The sequence below is a fragment of the Methyloferula stellata AR4 genome, assembly GCF_000385335.1.
Classification (GTDB): Bacteria; Pseudomonadota; Alphaproteobacteria; order Rhizobiales; family Beijerinckiaceae; genus Methyloferula; species Methyloferula stellata.
Map to the genome: position 1 here is coordinate 3,136,053 of NZ_ARWA01000001.1, position 16,760 is coordinate 3,152,812.

A 16,760-nucleotide genomic window follows, 5' to 3' on the forward strand; every position below is an offset into this window, starting at 1 on the left:
GACTCAGGCCATCGTTTAGCCGTTGGAGAATCATGGGAAAGAATGTCGCTCCGCCCGCACCGCCCACCGGCGGCAGCACCGATCCTGTCAATCTGCGCGAAGCGCTCGAAGAGCGTTATCTCGCCTATGCGCTTTCGACCATCATGGGGCGGGCCCTGCCCGATGCGCGCGACGGTTTGAAGCCGGTTCACCGCCGTATCCTCTATGGCATGCAGATCCTGCGGCTCGACCCGGGCACCGCCTTCAAGAAATGCGCGAAGATCGTCGGCGACGTGATGGGTTCGTTCCATCCGCACGGCGATCAGGCGATCTATGATGCGCTCGTCCGGCTCGCCCAGGATTTTTCGTCGCGCTACCCGCTCGTCGATGGACAAGGCAATTTCGGCAATATCGATGGCGATAGCGCCGCCGCCTATCGCTACACCGAAGCGCGGATGACGGAAGTCGCACGTCTTCTGCTCGAAGGCATTGACGAAGACGCGATCGATTTCCGCGAAAACTATTCGGGCGACCAAAAAGAGCCGGTGGTTCTGCCTGCCGCTTTTCCAAACCTTCTCGCCAATGGCGCACAAGGCATTGCCGTCGGCATGGCGACGTCGATTCCGCCGCATAATGTCGCCGAGCTTTGCGACGCCGCGCTGCATCTGATCGCGCATGGCAACGCCACCGTGGACGATCTCTTGGCTTTCACGCCAGGTCCGGATTTTCCGACCGGAGGTATCATCGTCGAACCGAAAGCCTCAATCGCCGAGACCTATAAGACAGGCCGTGGCTCATTTCGCCTGCGCGCGCGCTGGGCGAAAGAAGAAGGGGCACGCGGCGTCTGGCAGGTGGTCGTCACCGAAATTCCCTACATGGTGCAGAAGTCGCGCCTGATCGAAAAAATCGCCGAGCTTCTCAACGATAAAAAGCTGCCGCTCGTCGCCGATATCCGCGACGAATCGGCCGAAGATGTGCGCGTCGTCATCGAACCTCGCTCGCGCACCGTCGATCCCGTCATGATGATGGAACAGCTCTTCAAGCTCACGGAGCTCGAGAGCCGGTTTCCGATGAACATGAATGTTCTCGTCGACGGCGTCGTGCCGCGGGTGATCTCCTTGAAGGAGGCGCTGCAGCAATGGCTCGACCATCGCCGCTCAGTTTTGGTGCGGCGCTCGCGCTATCGTCTCGGTCAGATCGAGCACAGGCTCGAAGTTCTGGCCGGCATGCTGATCGTCTTCCTCAATCTCGATGAAGTGATTCGCATCATCCGCGAGGAAGACGAACCGAAGGACGCCTTGAAGGCGGCCTTCGAACTCTCCGACGTTCAAGCCAATTACATTCTCGACACGCGGCTTCGCAGCCTGCGCCGCCTTGAGGAAATGCAGCTTCGGCTCGAGCACGACGAACTTGAAAACGAAAAGAGCGAGATCGAAAAATTGCTGGCGAGCGAGGCCAAGCAATGGAAGGTGCTCACCGCGCAGATCCGCGAGCTGAAAAAGAAATTCTCAAGCGAGACCGCGCTTGGCCGCCGCCGCACCACTTTCGACGAAGCGCCAGATGCCGCCGATTTCGATCTTGCAAGCGTCATGGTCGAGCGCGAGCCGGTGACGATCGTCGTCTCCGAAAAGGGTTGGATTCGCGCGCTGAAAGGTCATGTCGCCGATCTCTCGAGCCTGCAGTTCAAAGGCGACGACCAGTTCCAGTCTTCCTTCTTCGCCGAAAGCATTTCCAAAATTCTTGTCCTCGCGACGGACGGCAAGATTTTTACGCTCGATGCTGCCAAACTGCCCGGCGGGCGCGGCCACGGCGAACCGATCCGTCTCATGGCGGATATTGGCGAGGGCGAAGAGATCGTCGCCGTCTTCCCTTATGTGGCGGGCGCCAAGATGCTGATTGCTGCAACCGACAGCCGCGGTTTCGTCGCGCCGCAGGACGAGATGATCGCCGGCACGCGCAAAGGCAAGCAGTTGATGGGCGTCGACAAGCCATTCAATGCCGCGCTCATCGTCCCCGCCGAGGGCGACCATGTTGCGATCATCGGCGAGAACCGCAGGCTGCTTGTCTTCCCGCTCAATCAAGTGCCGGAAATGGCGCGCGGCAAGGGCGTGCGCCTGCAAAAATACAAAGACGGCAACGTCTCCGATGTAAGGGTTTTCTTTTTGAAGGATGGCTTGAGCTGGAAAGATCCGGCAGGCCGGAGTTTTGTCGTCGGCAAAAGCGATCTCAAGGAATGGATCGGTGCGCGCGCCGATGCCGGGCGGCTGCCGCCGCGCGGCTTCCCAAAGAGCAATAAGTTCGAGTGATTTCTGCTTAAAGTCTTTTCCGAACGGCCTTTAGATCACCAGATAAGCTTCACCCCGCCTTTGCCACCATAGAGCTGATCGCGGCCGGAGAATTCGCCGTCGAAATTGGCAAAGGCCATGGCGTTGGGCGCCAGCGTCAGTTCGAAACCAGCCTTTGTCCGCGCGAAGTCGCGGGCCAATCGCGCCCCATCGATCTCGAACGGGTCCGCAGCCAGTCCGAGGAGCGCATTGGTGATTTGACGTTCCGGCGCGAAATCATGGCCATAGGCCAGCGACAGCACCGGCTTCAAGCTCATGCCGGAGCCAAGATAGAAGAGCTTTTCGAAACGCAGTCCGAGATAGGCCGGCACCGAGGCGGTGTCCCTGCCCTGGACATTGAGCGCGAAAGCGCCTGTGCCCATGGTCGGTGTCTCGCTGAAACCGTTGGCGCGCAGATCGGCGATTTCCAGCGCCACGAAAGGCGTGATCGTCGCGCCATAGACGTCGGCGAAGCGGCGTCCGACTTCGAGCCTGGTTCGCGCGGCGCGCGAATTATAGGCGCCATGGTCGGTCTCGCCGGCAAGTCCGCCAAAACCCGTCAGCGAACGCGTCTCGCTATTGTGGAAAAAGGAGAGCGACGTCGCAGACGCGGCATAGAAGGCACCGAAGGTTGCCACGCCATAAGTGCCGATATGACCACCCGTCACGCTGCCATAAGTGGCGCGGCCCGGCACCGAGAAATTGCCGTTCGAGCCGCCGCCGGCGACGCCAAAGAGAAGGTCAGGCGCGATCTGATAGTCGATGCCCATGGCGCCGCCATAAAGCTCGGCCGACTGCGCCGTGGTGCCGAGGCTGGCAACGCCATGCACGGTCTCGTCGGCGCCAAAGCCCGAGGCCCAGGCCCGCCACGTGCGCACGGGCGGCAGCAGCGGATCATGCACCACGATGGGGCTCTTCGTGACCGGCGCATAGAAGAGCACGCCGGGCGGCGGCCCGGTCAGCACAACCGCATTGGCATTGCTGCCGCCATCGAGCCACAGCGTCGTTTGATCGCTCATCGCGTCGCCGAAGAGCGCATTCATCTGCAAACCTGCGGTGTCGGCAGCGGTGATGCCTTCGCCGGAGAGCGAATTGAACGCCGCTTGCGCCTGCGATGCGGTGAGCTGGTTGAGCCCCGTGATGATCGGCGCATTTGGATTGTTTGCGCCTGCGTTGGTCAGGGCGCTCGCGAGCGCAAATTGATTTCGATTGGCCGCCGCCGTGCGATAGTCGATACTTCCGTTTGACGTGTTACCCGTGATGTCCAGATAGACATGGGTCGCATCATAGGCGAGGGTCGGCGCGAGGAAGGCGAGGTTGCTCGTCACCCCAGTGAATGTGCCTGCGAGCGTATTGGCGGTGATGATCGTCCGCTGGCCCGTCGTATAGGTACCGGCGCCCGCCGCGACAAAGACGTTCGCGCCTGTCAGCGTCGCGGTGCCGGTGGCGACAACGCTGTCATTCGCCGTCGGCGTGATACGGACCGTGTAGGTCGTGCCTGCTGCGAAGGTGAGCGGACCCGTGATCGTCAATGGCGTGCCGACTGCCGATCCCGTCGCGGCCGGCGTGAAGGAGCCGCCCGCGACGTCAATGCCGCCGTTGATCGTGCCGCCATAACCGACGCTATTCGTACCGCCAGTGAGCTCTATCGCGTAGTTCTGCGCGCCAGCGCCGTTGTTGGCAAAGCCGCCGCTGATCGTGCCGGCATTAATGATGGTCAGATCAGAGCCAACGACGCCAACACCGCCAGCGCCCGCGGCGCCGCCGGGAACGCCTGCACCGGGCGCTCCGCCATTGCCGCCGGTCACACTCGCGCCTGTACCAATCGTCAAGGTGCCGCCGCTGCCGAGAGAAACGCCAACGCCGCCAGCCCCGCCATTGCCGCCGGACCCGCCGTCGCTGAAGCTGACAATGCTGCCGCCACTGCCACCATTACCACCAATCACGCGCGCATTTGTGCCGAGAGTCAGGCTCGTTCCGCTGCCCAAGGAAGCGCCGGCCCCACCCGCGCCGCCATTGCCGGCGGTGTCACCGTCAGTGGTACCGCCTGTCCCGCCCTGACCACCTGTGATATCGCCTAAATTGATGACGGTGCCCGATATCGAAATGCCGATACCGCCCGCGCCGCCGGTGCCTCCATTAGACTCGCCGACGCTGTTGCCGCCATGGCCGCCATTGCCTCCGGCTCCGCCCGTTATGGAACCGGTGCTTGCATTGGTGAAGTTCGCTCCCGTCGCCGAGAAATAAAGACCGCCGCCGCCGCCGCCGCCATTGCCGCCGGTATTTCCGTTCCCGCCATTACCGCCAGTGCCGCCGCTGATCGTATTCGTGTTACTGCTTGAGCTCGTGCCCGTCACGATGGCGCCATAGCCACCGGCGCCGCCACCGCCGCCACCGCTGCCGTTCGCCCCGCTCGCCAGTTCACCGCCACCATTGCCGCCGGCCCCGCCGGTGAGCGGAGTCGCATTGCTAAGCGCGCTAACCCCCGCGCCGTTGCCATTGTAGCCGCCACCACCACCGCCGCCGCCGCCTTGGCCGGTCGCAGTTCCGCCATCGCCGCCATTGATGCTGCTTGATGTGCCACCTGAACCGCCGGAGCCAGCGCCGCTGCCACCGCCTGAACCGCCAGTACCACCGCCGGCACCGCCGCCGCCACCGCCTGTGCCATATCCACCAGAAGGGGCTGACGTCCCATCGCTGCCATTCGAACCAGTAACCCCCGTGCCGCCCGCGCTCGGGGCATCGGAATAGACATCTGATCCGCTCGAGCCTCCGATTGTTTGGGAGAAAGCCGGACCGGCGCTCATTGCAAATGCCGCAACGAGGGTGATCTGGATTGGCAAGTTGGCCAGAGCAATGGCGGGGAAAAGCCCACGGCGCCGCGCCCTGCCTGCGCTAGATGACGCAGCCATACTCATACACATTGGTCTTTCTTTTGGGTCTGGGAGGTCTCAAGCCGAAGTCGTCTGGATTGCGGAGCCAAAGCTATGCAGAGTCATTGTCGGTCCACAAGCGCAATTGACTGAGGGCTGCACAATGAATCCAGGCGTGACTCGACAGCAACAGACCGACCAAGCTTTCCGCAAGCCCGTGTCTCGACAGGTTGTTTTTATTTTGACACATCATCTTCATCCGACATCTTTTCGGATGATGCTATTCACTCAAACACGCTCGTCAGCACCTGGCCGCCGCGCGCGACGATCAGCTTCCAATAGGCATGTTTGCCGGCGATCGCCTTTTCGAGATCGCGCGTCGTTGCGATCTTGGTGTCATTGACGCCTAAAATAATGTCGCCCTTCTGCATATTGATGCGGGCCGCCTGCGAGCCGTCTTCGACCGCTTCGATCAGGACGCCGTCCTTGACGCCTTCGATCGAATATTCTTCGACCACGGCGGGCGACAGGTTGATCGCGGTCGCGCCGGTAAAGGGCGTGGCACCGGCGAATTTGACCGGATCGCGCGGCGGGATTTCCGGCGCCGGCAAAAGCTTCATGCTGAGCGTCACGGGTTTGCCGTCGCGCAGCACGGCCAAGGAACTTGTCCCGCCGATCGGCCGTGTACCGAGCCGGTAGCCAAGGCTCTCCGGATCGTCGACCGTCTGCCCGTCAATGGCCATGATGAGATCGCCGCGCTTCAGCCCGGCATCGGCGGCCGCCGTATGCGCAGTGATGTCGGTGACGAGCGCGCCTGAGGGATGATCGAGCCCAAGCGAATCGGCAATGTCGCGCGACACGGTTTGCAGGCTTGCCCCGAGCCAGGGCCGATGAACCTGGTTCGCACCGCTTTTCGCGGCGGCGACGACGATCTTCACCATATTGACCGGAATCGCAAAGCCGATTCCGACTGATCCGCCGCTTTGCGAGAAAATCGCCGAATTGATCCCCGCGAGCCTGCCGTTCATATCGACGAGCGCACCGCCCGAATTGCCGGGATTGATCGCGGCATCCGTCTGGATGAAGAAGCCATAGTCCGAAATCCCGACATTAGTGCGCGCCAGCGCCGAGACGATGCCCTGCGTCACCGTTTGGCCGACGCCGAACGGATTGCCGATCGCGAGCACGAGATCGCCGACTTCGAGCGCATCGGAATCGCCGAGCTCCATGGTTGGAAAATTCGAGCCGCCGACGAGCTTTAGAAGCGCAAGATCAGTGCGTTGATCGCGCAGCACGATCTTCGCCTCGAATTCGCGCTTGTCGCTCAAGGCGACTTTCACGTCGGTCATGTTTTCGATGACGTGATAATTGGTGACGACGAGCCCAGACGGATCGACGAGAACGCCGGAGCCGAGCGATTGCGAGGTCCGTCCGCCCGGCCGCTCCGTGCCGCCATTGCCGAAGAAACGCCGAAAGACCGGATCGTCGAACAGCGGATTGCGCGGAGTCTTATCCGTACGCGACGCATAGACGTTGACGACGGCGGGCTGCACTTTCTTCACGACGGGCGCGAAGGAGAGCAGCATTTGCGGGCGCGTTTCAGGGGCTTGCCGGACCGGCTCCGCCTGCGGGACCGTTTGAACGAGAATGAGAGCGGCAAGCGACGAAAACAGCCTCAGAGCGCTCGAGTTCAATTGCATCTGCTTTCTCTTCACGGAGGTAAGCGCGCGAAAGCAGCCCGACGCCACCTCCCGCTCGCTTCAATGCGTGCTATTTCATCGACGGCACGGTTTTGGCGGAATTGAGGTCATAGGTCTTGTTGAGCAAAGGATCCATCGACGTGCCTTCCGAGACATCGTAGATCGCGTGTGCAACCTGTTGTCCATTGGGCCCGCCCGACGCATTCTGTCCTTGCGCTTGCGTCGCATTATCCGCACCCGGATTGAGACCTGCCCGCGCGGCGCGGTCTTTTAGCTCGGCGCGGCGCGCGGCGGACATCGTGAAGGCCGTGGTGTCGGGCGCTATGTCGGAAGGTTGCACGGGAGGTGCCGGCCCATCGAGCGCGTCGGCGGCCGAAAGCCGGCCATCGGCTGTAGGTACCTTTAGACCAAGATCGTCGACACCGGGCCCCATGTTGAAGCCGTTCAACGGCTTCTGCGAACGCGCCACCGGTTTTTTCGCATCATCCACCGGATCCGGCACGGCCGGTCCTATGGCCATGGCCGTCGCCTCGGGAAGCGGAGCCAGTCTTGCGATCGCGGCCCCTGCCGGCGTCATCGCCAAAGACGGTCCGGCATAGCTCGCAACTCCGGACTGATCGATCGAGTCGGGCAAAGCGCCATAGACGGACTGGACTTGGTCGAGCTCGCTCCTCTGCCCCGGTTTGGGCGTCGCCGCCGGAACCGTTTTATCGACGTCCGGCGCGATTTTATCCTTGGCGTCTTTTTCGATCTGCCGCCAGCGCTGGACGTTGCGCGAATGTTCGTCGATCGTCGCCGCGAAGACGTGGCCGCCGGTTCCGTCGGCCACGAAATAGAGATCCTGCGTCCGCGACGGATTGGCCACGGCCTCGAGCGCCGCACGGCCCGGATTGGCTATCGGCCCCGGCGGAAGCCCCTCGATGGCATAGGTATTATAGGGCGTGAACTTGTCGAGTTCGGCCCGCGAAATCGAATGGCCGAGGCTCCCTTTGCCGCCGACGAGGCCATAGACAATGGTCGGGTCGGATTGCAGGCGCATGTGCTTTTGCAGACGATTCATGAAGACGCCGGCGACACGCGGCCGTTCATCCGCCTTGCCGGTTTCCTTTTCGACGATCGACGCAAGGATGATGAGTTCGTACGGCGACCGCAGCGGAAGATCGCTCGCGCGCCGCGCCCAGATCTGATCGACGACCTTCCTTTGATCGTCCTGCATTTTCTTGATGAGATCGCTGCGGGTCGTGCCACGCGTGACCTTGTAGGTTTCGGGCAGGAGGCTCCCCTCCTTCGGCATATCCCTGACGTCGCCGCCGAGGACATCGCTTTCACTGAGGCGCTGAACGATCTGTTCGCTTGTCAGTCCTTCCGGCAGAGTGACCGTGTGGAGAATTTGCTTGCCGCTGACGAGCGTATCCATCACATCGCGCAGGCTCGCGTTCTGCTTGAAGAGATATTCGCCTTCCTTGAGTTTCGAACGATTGCCCGCGAAAATCAGGGCCGCGTTGAAGAGCAGGGTATTTTCGATGACGCCTTCACGCTCGAGCTGCGCGGTGATGTCCAGGAATTCGGCGCGGGGGATGATGACGACCTTGTCCGCGGTGAGCGGGCCCGGCGCGCCAAGACGGTGAACGCCCCAGACGACGCCAGCCATTGCGACGACGGCGATAATCAGAAGGAACGACAGAAACCCGCTTAAAGCGGACAGGCGCGACCGCTTCCGACTGCGCTGCTGGACCGGCGGCGGCGGCGCCGCTTCAGGCTGCAGCGCTTCGTTCGGGCTTTGCAATGTCATCCTACGGCCAAAAAAACCGTTAGAGCGGCCATCCGCATCAGGCGGAGGCGTTTTGGCATCGTCAGGAGTGGTCATACCCATGAACTCCACGAACCGCTTACATCACACCATTTCGTGCCCGGCCATGTGGTAAAAAGCGCGAACACAGCCGAATCTGCCAACATCCAAGCGCTTGAAACTTGGCATTGTGAAGATTTGATGCCAGCCGCCTCAAAATTGCACGTGTTGCGACGCTCACGAAGGCGTGATGCGCAAGCCAAGCACATTATTACCATTTCCCAGCCGCAGGCAAACCGTCCTCATTCCGGGCGGCGGAAAATAAGGCAGGCATTCGTGCCGCCGAATCCGAAGGAATTCGAAAGCGCAAAATCGACTTTGCGTTTGCGCGCCGTATGCGGAACGAGATCGATGCTCGTTTCCACCGAAGGATTGTCGAGATTCAAGGTCGGCGGCACGATCTGATCGCGCAAGGCGAGGATCGAGAAGATCGCTTCGACGGCGCCGGCCGCGCCGAGCAAATGACCGATCGCCGATTTTGTCGAAGACAGCGATAAATTGATCGGCGCGTCGCCGAGCAAACGATGCACCGCCTGCAATTCAAGTTCGTCGCCGAGCTGCGTCGATGTTCCATGGGCGTTCACATAGTCGATATCAGACGCTGCGATCCCTGCCCGCTTGATCGCGGCCGCCATGGCCCTGTAGGCGCCATCGCCCGTCGGATCCGGCGCGGTAATATGGTAGGCATCGCCCGACATACCGTAGCCAACGACCTCGGCATAGATCTTGGCGCCGCGCGCCTTGGCGTGGTCATAGGATTCAAGCACCACGCAGCCGGCGCCCTCGCCCATGACGAAGCCGTCGCGGTCCTTGTCATAAGGCCGGGATGCCGCCTTCGGGCGGTCGTTGAAATTGGTCGACAAGGCACGGCAGGCACAAAAACCCGCGATGCCGATGCGGTTGATCGATGATTCGGCGCCGCCCGCGACCATGACATCGGCATCTTCAAGTGCGATAAGTCGGGCGGCGTCGCCGATCGCATGCGATCCCGTAGAACAGGCCGTGACCACCGAATGGTTCGGTCCTTTGAGGCCATGCATGATCGAGACATAGCCGCCGGTCAGATTGATGAGGCGGCCGGGAATGAAGAAAGGCGAGACCCGGCGCGGGCCTTTTTCCTTCAAGATGATCGAGGTTTCATAAATGCCGCCGAGGCCGCCGATACCGGCGCCGATCAAAACGCCGGTCTTGATCTGGTCCTCATAGCTTTTCGGGTGCCAATCCGCATCGTCAAGGGCCTGGGTCGCCGCCGCGATCGCGTAGAGGATGAAATCATCGACCTTGCGCTGCTCTTTTGGCTCCATCCATTGATCGGGATTGAAGGTCGCATCGCTGCCGTCGCCGCGCGGCACATGCATCGCAATGCGGCAGGGAAGATCCGATGTTTCGAATCCATGGATAGGGCCCGCGCCGCTTTGTCCGGCAATCAGGCGCGACCAACTGGCTTCCACCCCACTGGCCAGCGGGGAGACCATGCCGAGACCCGTGACGACCACTCTTCTCATTCAGGACCTTGAAATAACCGTGTCTCATTGCCCACGATGGCAAAACGACCCGCAAGCCGCGGCGACCGGTGTCGTTGCCGCACCGTGAAACGGCAAGCCCTTTCACGTGCGCCGCAGGCCATTTCACTCATGCCACGACGTGAACGGCTGGCCGCTTCACTTGTGTCATGGCATTGAAAGCAGGGTAGCATTTGGACAGAACCCGGAGCAGCGGATGCCTTCCGAGGTTCCGATAGGGACGAAATTTCGAAAACCCGTCTACAGGCGTCGAACCGACTCATCCTTGGATAGCGCCGAGCCCGGTCCCGTGCCGCAAGCGCATCGAACATTTCATCCGATGAGACGCTTGCCCGCGCAAAACAGAAAAGCCCGGGTTTAGGACTTTACGCCGCCGTTGCTTTCTGCAGGAAGCTGATCGCATCGCCGACGGTGACGATAGTCTCCGCGGAATCATCCGGGATCTCGACACCGAATTCCTCTTCGAAAGCCATGACCAATTCGACCGTGTCCAGTGAATCGGCGCCGAGGTCTTCGATAAAATTCGCGTTGTCGACGACTTTGTCCGCATCGACACCGAGATGATCAATCACAATTTTCTTTACGCGCTCGGCGACATCATCGCTCATGATGGTAGGATCCCCGTCCTCACTTGAGTAGCAGATACAAGCCTATATGCTTTAGAGCATAGGTAAAACGAAAGAGTGCCTCGCACGAGGCACAAGGTTTTGGAGAAACATTCACGTCCCTATATCGCGGAGGCGGAGGAAGTCAAAATTCCTTCTCGACGCAGCCGCCGATCCATCTCGAAGCATCAAGCGGCGAATCCGGTCGGTCTTCAAAAGGCATAAGCCCTAGAAAGATCAACGATCCAGCGGCCTACACGAATCTGGTAACATACTTCTTTCGGCTTGGCGAGAGCCGCTGTCCACAGCCTGGAACGGCCCGCAACTCCTTCAAATCATGGCCATTCCGCCGTTGACGTGAAGGGTCTGCCCGGTCACGTAGCCAGCCTCCCCGCTGGCCAGAAAAACCGCCGCCGCGGCCACGTCCTCGCCCGCGCCAAGCCGCCCCATCGGCACGTTCGCGAGGATGGCCGCCTTTTGCTTTTCGTTCAGAACATCGGTCATCGGACTGTGGATGAAGCCTGGCGCGATGCAATTGACCGTTATGTTGCGTCCCGCCACTTCCGCCGCGAGACTTTTCGACATGCCGATCATGCCGGCCTTGGACGCGGCATAATTGCCCTGGCCCGGATTGCCGGTCACGCCCACGATCGAGGTGATCTGGATGATCCGGCCATATTTGCGCTTCAGCATGCCCTTCACCGCGGCGCGCGACAGACGAAAGACGGCGCTGAGATTGACGGCGAGAACCAAGTCCCATTCCTCGTCCTTCATGCGCAGGAACAGATTATCCCTCGTCAAGCCGGCATTATTGACGAGAATGTCGAGGCCGCCCATCGCCGCTTCGGCCGCCGGTACCAGCGCTTCGACCTCGGCCTTCTCGGCAAGATTGCAGGGCAATACATGTACCCTGTCAGTAAATTCAGCAGCGAGCGCTTCGAGCGCGTCCTTGCGCGTGCCTGAAAGCGCGACGGTCGCGCCTTGTTGATGCAGGCTCCGCGCGATCGCTTGGCCAAGGCCGCCGCTCGCGCCCGTCACAAGCGCTGTCTTGCCAGTCAAATCGAACATGTTTTTCCTGACGATTGAAGAAGCTTCATCCTGAATTTACGTGCGCGCCTTGAAGGCGTCGATATCGGCCGGCGTTCCGATCGAAACGCCGGTCGCCGTATCGACGATTCGTTTCAGCAGGCCGGTGAGCACTTTGCCCGACCCGCATTCGACGAAAAGCGTGGCGCCTTTCGAGGCCATATAGGTCACGCTCTCGCGCCAGCGCACCGTCCCGGTGACCTGCGCCACGAGAAGTCCGCGAATATCTTTCGCATCTTCGACCGGCGCTGCCAGAACGTTCGAAATCAGCGGCACTTTGGGCGCTTTGATCTCGACCTTTGCCAAGGCGTCGGCCATGACATCGGCGGCAGGCTGCATCAAGGCGCAATGGAACGGTGCCGAGACCGGCAGAAGCAGCGCGCGTTTCGCGCCTTTGCTCTTGGCAATCTCCATGGCTCGCTCAACCGCTGCCTTCGAACCCGACGCCACCACCTGACCGCCGCCATTGTCATTGGCGATCTGGCAGACGGCACCGCCGCCCTGCTCTTCCATCGCCTGCTTTGCGACGGCAACGCCGGTTTCATAATCGAGCCCAAGCAGCGCCGCCATCGCGCCGACACCGGGCGGCACGGCCTCTTGCATCGCGCTGCCGCGCAAGCGCAAGAGGCGCGTCGTATCGGCGAGGCTCAAGGATCCCGCGGCGGCAAGCGCCGAATATTCGCCGAGCGAATGGCCCGCGACGAAAGCCGCGTCGCGCGCAAGGTCGAGCCCGGCTTCGGCTTCGAGCACGCGGATAACCGCGAGGCTCACCGCCATCAACGCCGGCTGCGTATTGGCCGTCAGGGTGAGCTCGGCTTCCGGCCCTTCGAACATGAGCGCGGACAATTTTTGTCCGAGCGTGTCGTCGACCTCGGCGAAGACCGCACGCGCCTGCGGATAGGTCTCGGCGAGCGCCTTGCCCATGCCGACCGCCTGCGACCCCTGCCCCGGAAAGACGAATGCTTGACCCATGCCTGCGCGCATCTCCTCAAAAACCGAGGCTGCGAGGTGGCATTTGAAGCAGGCTAAGTCAAGCCGGGTCGAATGAGCAGGAGAACGGCCCGACGGAAGCCGACCCCGGGCGATAATGCAGTCAGCAGCAACTATTTAACGGCATTCGCAGCCGCCGGCGGGTTCGCCTGGCTCTCGGGCCCCCAATCCTTATCTGGCCTTGGACCATTCGGGTCGCCGGTCACCCCTACCAGTTGCCCGGGGAGAATATTGGTTGTCTGCGTCCAACTCTGCGTGGCGCATAAGACGGACATCATGCAACCCTTGACCCTCAATTGGTCCGCCGCTTCGCGCCACAGCGCAATATCGTAAAACTTGCCGTTCTCCGCATTGTAGATCCGACCATAGAAGCGCGCCTCTGAGCTTGGCTTTAGACCCATGATGAGCTGATGACCCAGAACAGGCCGAGAGCGTTTCGCCGCGTCCGGATTGTTGTGGTCCTGGAGCGCTTGTCCCTTCGCATCGACCGGATTCTTCATCCAGACAACGTAGCCGCAGATCTGCTCCTGCTTCGCTCCGCAACGCTCGACCCGAATACGAACGCGGCCATCTTCCGTGAGCCAAGTGCCTCTCGGATCAGCTGGGCCTGCCGCATTGACAGGTCCGATGATAGCCATCTGATAGGCGGTGAGAGCAGCACGCACGATCATTCGGGAAACCCATCTCATTTGCCTCATATCTTATCCTTTAGGTATACGACGCATCGGCGAAGGATCAGAGAGAAATCCAAAATAAACCCGTCAAAGACGAGCCGAGCGGAAACGCTCGACTTAGCGGGTCGTCCCGCGATGAGCGGCGGCAAGCGAGCGACAAGAGCCGGATCGCGGGATCAAGCTCTTCGTCAGATCATGGCTTGGTGAATATCAATAGCGATCGCCGAGAGACGCCGGCTTGAACAGGTCGAAATGATAGTTCACGCCGACGCGGACGATGTGGAATTTCTCATGCCGCTCCGGCAAGCTATCGCTTTTGAGATTCTTGTAGAGATCCGTATAAAGATATTCGAGCTTCATTGACCAATTCGGCAGGAACGCCCATTCGACACCACCTCCCGCGGTCCAGCCAATTCGCAGCTTGTTGATCCCTGTGTCATTCACCTGGCCGGTGGCCAAACCGCCGGTTCCGTAAACGAGTACGTGCGAATCAAGAAGCGTGAAGCCTGCTCGACCGCGAGCGGTCCCAAAGAACGGCACACGCACATCGGGAGCGTTCCAGCCGCTGTTGTGCGTCGAAACTCCCGTGACCAGGAAATCGTTTTCGACGCCGACGACGAACAGCGGCGACACTTGATAATTGTAGCCCGCCTGACCGCCAGCGACGAACCCGCTTGCCCGGCCGCTATTCGTCCCCAAGTAGCTGTTTAAACCATTGGAGGTACTGAAACCGCCACCCACATTGAGGCCGGCATAGAAGCCGGTCCAGGTAAAGAGCGGCGGCACGTAGATCGGCGCTGGCCTACGTGGCGGAAGATCCGCCGCGTGCGCGGCGCCAACGGCAATGGCCAGGACCAGGGCGGACAGCGTCTTCTCGTTATTCATCAAATTTTTGAGGGTCATTACCCTGAACTCCCACGTCGAGGCTCCACGTAGTCCGTTAAGTCTTGCGTCATTAATCAAACTACATCGTACTATTAAACCTTGTCGCACGAGGTTGCAAGCCGATATGCGAATCATCGTACGATTGAGGTGCGTCTTGGATGGCTAAGAATCGGCCGGGAAGGCACGTCGGGGGATGGCTCGGAGAAAAAGACGAAATGAATGTTACCAAGGCCAAACCGAAAAAAGCCGTGCAACGACGCAGCGGGCGGCCGACGAAAGAACAAGCCGAACAGCTCACCGAGCACATCATCGACGTAGCGACACAGCTTTTCATGGAGAACGGCTTCGAAGCCACCAGCGTCGATCTTATCGCGACGACAGCGCGGATCTCGAAACAGACCTTCTATGCCCGGTTCGTCTCAAAGGAGGTTTTGTTTGCTGCTGTGATCCGAAAAAGGATGAATGATCTGCTCATGCCGGCTGCCCGCGAACCGAGGCAAGCGGGTCCAATTGAAGTTATCTTGGTCCAGATCGGAGTTGAGCTTTCGAAACGCGCGCTCACGCCGACCGCTATCGCAATCGACCGGCTTATCTCGTCAGAAGCACATCAATTTCCGCAACTGGCTCTCGCTTACCAGGAGAACAGCCTCCATACGCGAGATCTGATTGCCGACATTTTTTCTAACGCTATGCGCGAGGGCGAAGTCCGATCGACAAACGCGCGCTTCCTGGCCGAGCAGTTCCTCTACGCGGTGGTCGACGGCCCCGTCCACGCTTTGGTCCTCAGCGGCAAGACCATTAAATCGGACAAGGATCGGCGCGAGAGGATCGTCGCAGCGGTCGAATTGTTTTTGGATGGATGCCGCGACCAGCCGACGCGGCGCAGCTAGATCAGCACGGTGGCCTGACGGCTGCGCTCAGGCGCATCGCGCAGACCTCCTAAAGCAAATCAAGCTCCGCGAAAAACTTGTCCGGAACTGACGAAGCGTGCAAGCCTCGCGTACTTTTAAACCTCCTTCAAGATCCACTCGATGAGCTGATCTTTCGGAACCGTGCCGATCTCTTCCGAGGAGACTTTGCCGTCCTTGAACATTTTGAGCGTCGGCACCGAGACGATTTCGAAGAAGGTCGCGACGCCGGGGTTTTCATCGACGTCAAGCTTGGCGATCGTCACCTTACCCGCGAGTTCGTCCGCGACCTCTTCGAGCAAAGGCGCCATGGCCTTGCAGGGTCCGCACCATTGCGCCCAGAAATCGACGAGGACGAGCCCCGGCGCTTTGACGACATCATCCATGAAGGTCTCGTCGGTGACTTTGACTGTCGGCATGGGAGGCTTTCTTCGCTGCGAAACAGCGCGCCCAAAGGCCTGCGCCTGGCGGCTCTGTATCACAGAGGTTCACGACGGCAAAAAGAGGCGCTTCGCGGTCAGAAATAGCGGCTGTCCATTTTTGGGCCTAATAGAACCAATCAGAAAAGAACTAAATCGACGTGCGCGCGCCCCTCTCCCCTTGCGGGAGAGGGTGGCCGGCGGAGCCGGTCGGGTGAGGGGTGGCACTGACATGACCGATCCTATTCCACGAAACGTGATGATGCGTTTGGCACGTAAGCAACGCAAGGATTCAGTCAATGCTGAAGCCATCATCTGGCGTGCCTTGCGAGATCGTAGATGCAACAATTTCAAGTTCCGCAGGCAGGTACCAATTGGCAGCTACATCGCCGATTTCATCTGTTTCGAGAAAAGACTTCTGATCGAAATCGACGGCCCGTCGCAGCACAGGCGAATCAAAGCCTACGCGATGCGGCGCGGGATAATTGGCTTCAACAAAATGGCTTTCGAATCCTGCGCATCTCCAATGATCTGGTGATTGGATCGCCGGACGTTGCAATCCAGCTTATTACGAAAGCGCTGAACGAATGATACGTTGCGCGCTCTTTTCAGTCCTTCGTCAGTAAAGTCATGATGTTAGCTCTTTATGTCGATTACAATGCCCGCGAACGGTTATCTGATGGCGGTCAAGCGGTTTCCATCGGTCTTGGCAAAATGAACCCGCTTGCGCTTGAGACAAAGTTGGAAATTGGGTCCAGGGTGGTGCTTTATGATGAAGAAATGTCCTGCCAAGGAGTGTTACGGCCTGGAAAGTGGATCGATGGGTGGGTAGCAGAGATCATTCCTGAGACGATCAAAGATTTAGTACCAGGCGAATTCGAGCGTCTGAGAAGTGAAACGAACCGCGCCGCACTACGCCTTTCCAAATAATCTACATCATTTCAA

15 protein-coding genes are annotated in these 16,760 nt (G+C 60.1%); 5 read left to right on the forward strand and 10 right to left on the reverse strand.

Annotation, left to right across the window (positions count from 1 at the left end):
• The first annotated feature begins 32 nt into the window (after nt 1-32).
• A complete protein-coding gene (parC, locus tag A3OQ_RS0115465; RefSeq protein WP_020176317.1) occupies nt 33-2,285 on the forward strand; it encodes a DNA topoisomerase IV subunit A in 2,253 nt (750 codons plus the stop codon).
• A gap of 35 nt (nt 2,286-2,320) precedes the next feature.
• On the opposite strand, the gene A3OQ_RS25215 is transcribed toward parC, so the two are convergent.
• From A3OQ_RS25215 to A3OQ_RS0115515, 9 genes are all read right to left on the reverse strand, one after another.
• Nucleotides 2,321-5,110: an autotransporter outer membrane beta-barrel domain-containing protein gene (locus tag A3OQ_RS25215; RefSeq protein ID WP_020176318.1), complete on the reverse strand. Its 2,790-nt coding sequence runs from the start codon at nt 5,108-5,110 to the stop codon at nt 2,321-2,323.
• Nucleotides 5,111-5,460: 350 nt separating this feature from the next.
• Entirely contained in the window at nt 5,461-6,876 is a 1,416-nt protein-coding gene (locus A3OQ_RS0115475) for a DegQ family serine endoprotease (protein ID WP_020176319.1), read from the reverse strand.
• Between the two features lie 70 nt (nt 6,877-6,946).
• On the reverse strand, nt 6,947-8,668 hold the full coding sequence (gene mltG, locus A3OQ_RS22660) for an endolytic transglycosylase MltG (protein WP_020176320.1): 1,722 nt from the start codon (nt 8,666-8,668) through the stop codon (nt 6,947-6,949).
• Between the two features lie 299 nt (nt 8,669-8,967).
• The gene (gene fabF / locus A3OQ_RS0115485; protein ID WP_026595873.1) at nt 8,968-10,230 is read right to left on the reverse strand and encodes a beta-ketoacyl-ACP synthase II; all 1,263 of its coding nucleotides are present in this window, start codon (nt 10,228-10,230) and stop codon (nt 8,968-8,970) included.
• A 383-nt stretch (nt 10,231-10,613) separates the two neighbouring features.
• Nucleotides 10,614-10,856 (reverse strand): acyl carrier protein, encoded by a 243-nt coding sequence (locus tag A3OQ_RS0115490; protein WP_020176322.1) that lies wholly within the window; start codon nt 10,854-10,856, stop codon nt 10,614-10,616.
• A 327-nt stretch (nt 10,857-11,183) separates the two neighbouring features.
• Nucleotides 11,184-11,921, reverse strand: coding sequence for a 3-oxoacyl-[acyl-carrier-protein] reductase (gene fabG, locus A3OQ_RS0115500; RefSeq protein WP_020176324.1), 738 nt, complete (start codon nt 11,919-11,921; stop codon nt 11,184-11,186).
• Nucleotides 11,922-11,957: 36 nt separating this feature from the next.
• Entirely contained in the window at nt 11,958-12,911 is a 954-nt protein-coding gene (gene fabD / locus A3OQ_RS0115505; RefSeq protein WP_026595874.1) for an ACP S-malonyltransferase, read from the reverse strand.
• 131 nt (nt 12,912-13,042) lie between these two features.
• Nucleotides 13,043-13,600 carry a DUF2147 domain-containing protein gene (locus tag A3OQ_RS0115510; protein ID WP_020176326.1) on the reverse strand — a complete coding sequence of 186 codons (558 nt, stop codon included), beginning with the start codon at nt 13,598-13,600 and terminating at the stop codon, nt 13,043-13,045.
• 213 nt (nt 13,601-13,813) lie between these two features.
• Nucleotides 13,814-14,488 (reverse strand): outer membrane protein, encoded by a 675-nt coding sequence (locus A3OQ_RS0115515; RefSeq protein WP_040581214.1) that lies wholly within the window; start codon nt 14,486-14,488, stop codon nt 13,814-13,816.
• 215 nt (nt 14,489-14,703) lie between these two features.
• Between A3OQ_RS0115515 and A3OQ_RS0115520 the strand changes: the two genes are divergently transcribed.
• Nucleotides 14,704-15,378, forward strand: a complete 675-nt coding sequence (locus A3OQ_RS0115520; RefSeq protein WP_020176328.1) for a TetR/AcrR family transcriptional regulator — start codon at nt 14,704-14,706, stop codon at nt 15,376-15,378.
• Nucleotides 15,379-15,494: 116 nt separating this feature from the next.
• Here A3OQ_RS0115520 and trxA read toward each other — a convergent pair whose 3' ends face one another.
• The gene (gene trxA / locus A3OQ_RS0115525) at nt 15,495-15,815 is read right to left on the reverse strand and encodes a thioredoxin (RefSeq protein WP_020176329.1); all 321 of its coding nucleotides are present in this window, start codon (nt 15,813-15,815) and stop codon (nt 15,495-15,497) included.
• Nucleotides 15,816-16,047: 232 nt separating this feature from the next.
• On the opposite strand from trxA, the gene A3OQ_RS22665 reads away from it, so the two are divergent.
• From A3OQ_RS22665 to A3OQ_RS0115535, 3 genes are read left to right on the forward strand one after another with little or no spacing between them, the layout of a single operon-like run.
• Nucleotides 16,048-16,353 carry a DUF559 domain-containing protein gene (locus A3OQ_RS22665; protein ID WP_280109799.1) on the forward strand — a complete coding sequence of 102 codons (306 nt, stop codon included), beginning with the start codon at nt 16,048-16,050 and terminating at the stop codon, nt 16,351-16,353.
• Nucleotides 16,326-16,406, forward strand: a complete 81-nt coding sequence (locus tag A3OQ_RS25220; protein WP_280109812.1) for a hypothetical protein — start codon at nt 16,326-16,328, stop codon at nt 16,404-16,406. The genes A3OQ_RS22665 and A3OQ_RS25220 overlap by 28 nt, the downstream gene beginning before the upstream one ends.
• Before the next feature lie 39 nt (nt 16,407-16,445).
• The gene (locus tag A3OQ_RS0115535) at nt 16,446-16,745 is read left to right on the forward strand and encodes a hypothetical protein (protein WP_020176330.1); all 300 of its coding nucleotides are present in this window, start codon (nt 16,446-16,448) and stop codon (nt 16,743-16,745) included.
• The last annotated feature ends 15 nt before the right edge of the window (nt 16,746-16,760 follow it).

Coding starts and splice junctions, on each gene's coding strand:
- parC (WP_020176317.1), top strand. CDS start 33: ATGGGAAAGAATGTCGCTCCGCCCGCACCGCCCACCGGCGGCAGCACC.
- A3OQ_RS25215 (WP_020176318.1), bottom strand. CDS start 5,110: ATGAGCGCCGGTCCGGCTTTCTCCCAAACAATCGGAGGCTCGAGCGGA.
- A3OQ_RS0115475 (WP_020176319.1), bottom strand. CDS start 6,876: ATGCAATTGAACTCGAGCGCTCTGAGGCTGTTTTCGTCGCTTGCCGCT.
- mltG (WP_020176320.1), bottom strand. CDS start 8,668: ATGACATTGCAAAGCCCGAACGAAGCGCTGCAGCCTGAAGCGGCGCCG.
- fabF (WP_026595873.1), bottom strand. CDS start 10,230: ATGAGAAGAGTGGTCGTCACGGGTCTCGGCATGGTCTCCCCGCTGGCC.
- A3OQ_RS0115490 (WP_020176322.1), bottom strand. CDS start 10,856: ATGAGCGATGATGTCGCCGAGCGCGTAAAGAAAATTGTGATTGATCAT.
- fabG (WP_020176324.1), bottom strand. CDS start 11,921: ATGTTCGATTTGACTGGCAAGACAGCGCTTGTGACGGGCGCGAGCGGC.
- fabD (WP_026595874.1), bottom strand. CDS start 12,911: ATGGGTCAAGCATTCGTCTTTCCGGGGCAGGGGTCGCAGGCGGTCGGC.
- A3OQ_RS0115510 (WP_020176326.1), bottom strand. CDS start 13,600: ATGATCGTGCGTGCTGCTCTCACCGCCTATCAGATGGCTATCATCGGA.
- A3OQ_RS0115515 (WP_040581214.1), bottom strand. CDS start 14,488: ATGAATAACGAGAAGACGCTGTCCGCCCTGGTCCTGGCCATTGCCGTT.
- A3OQ_RS0115520 (WP_020176328.1), top strand. CDS start 14,704: ATGAATGTTACCAAGGCCAAACCGAAAAAAGCCGTGCAACGACGCAGC.
- trxA (WP_020176329.1), bottom strand. CDS start 15,815: ATGCCGACAGTCAAAGTCACCGACGAGACCTTCATGGATGATGTCGTC.
- A3OQ_RS22665 (WP_280109799.1), top strand. CDS start 16,048: ATGACCGATCCTATTCCACGAAACGTGATGATGCGTTTGGCACGTAAG.
- A3OQ_RS0115535 (WP_020176330.1), top strand. CDS start 16,446: ATGATGTTAGCTCTTTATGTCGATTACAATGCCCGCGAACGGTTATCT.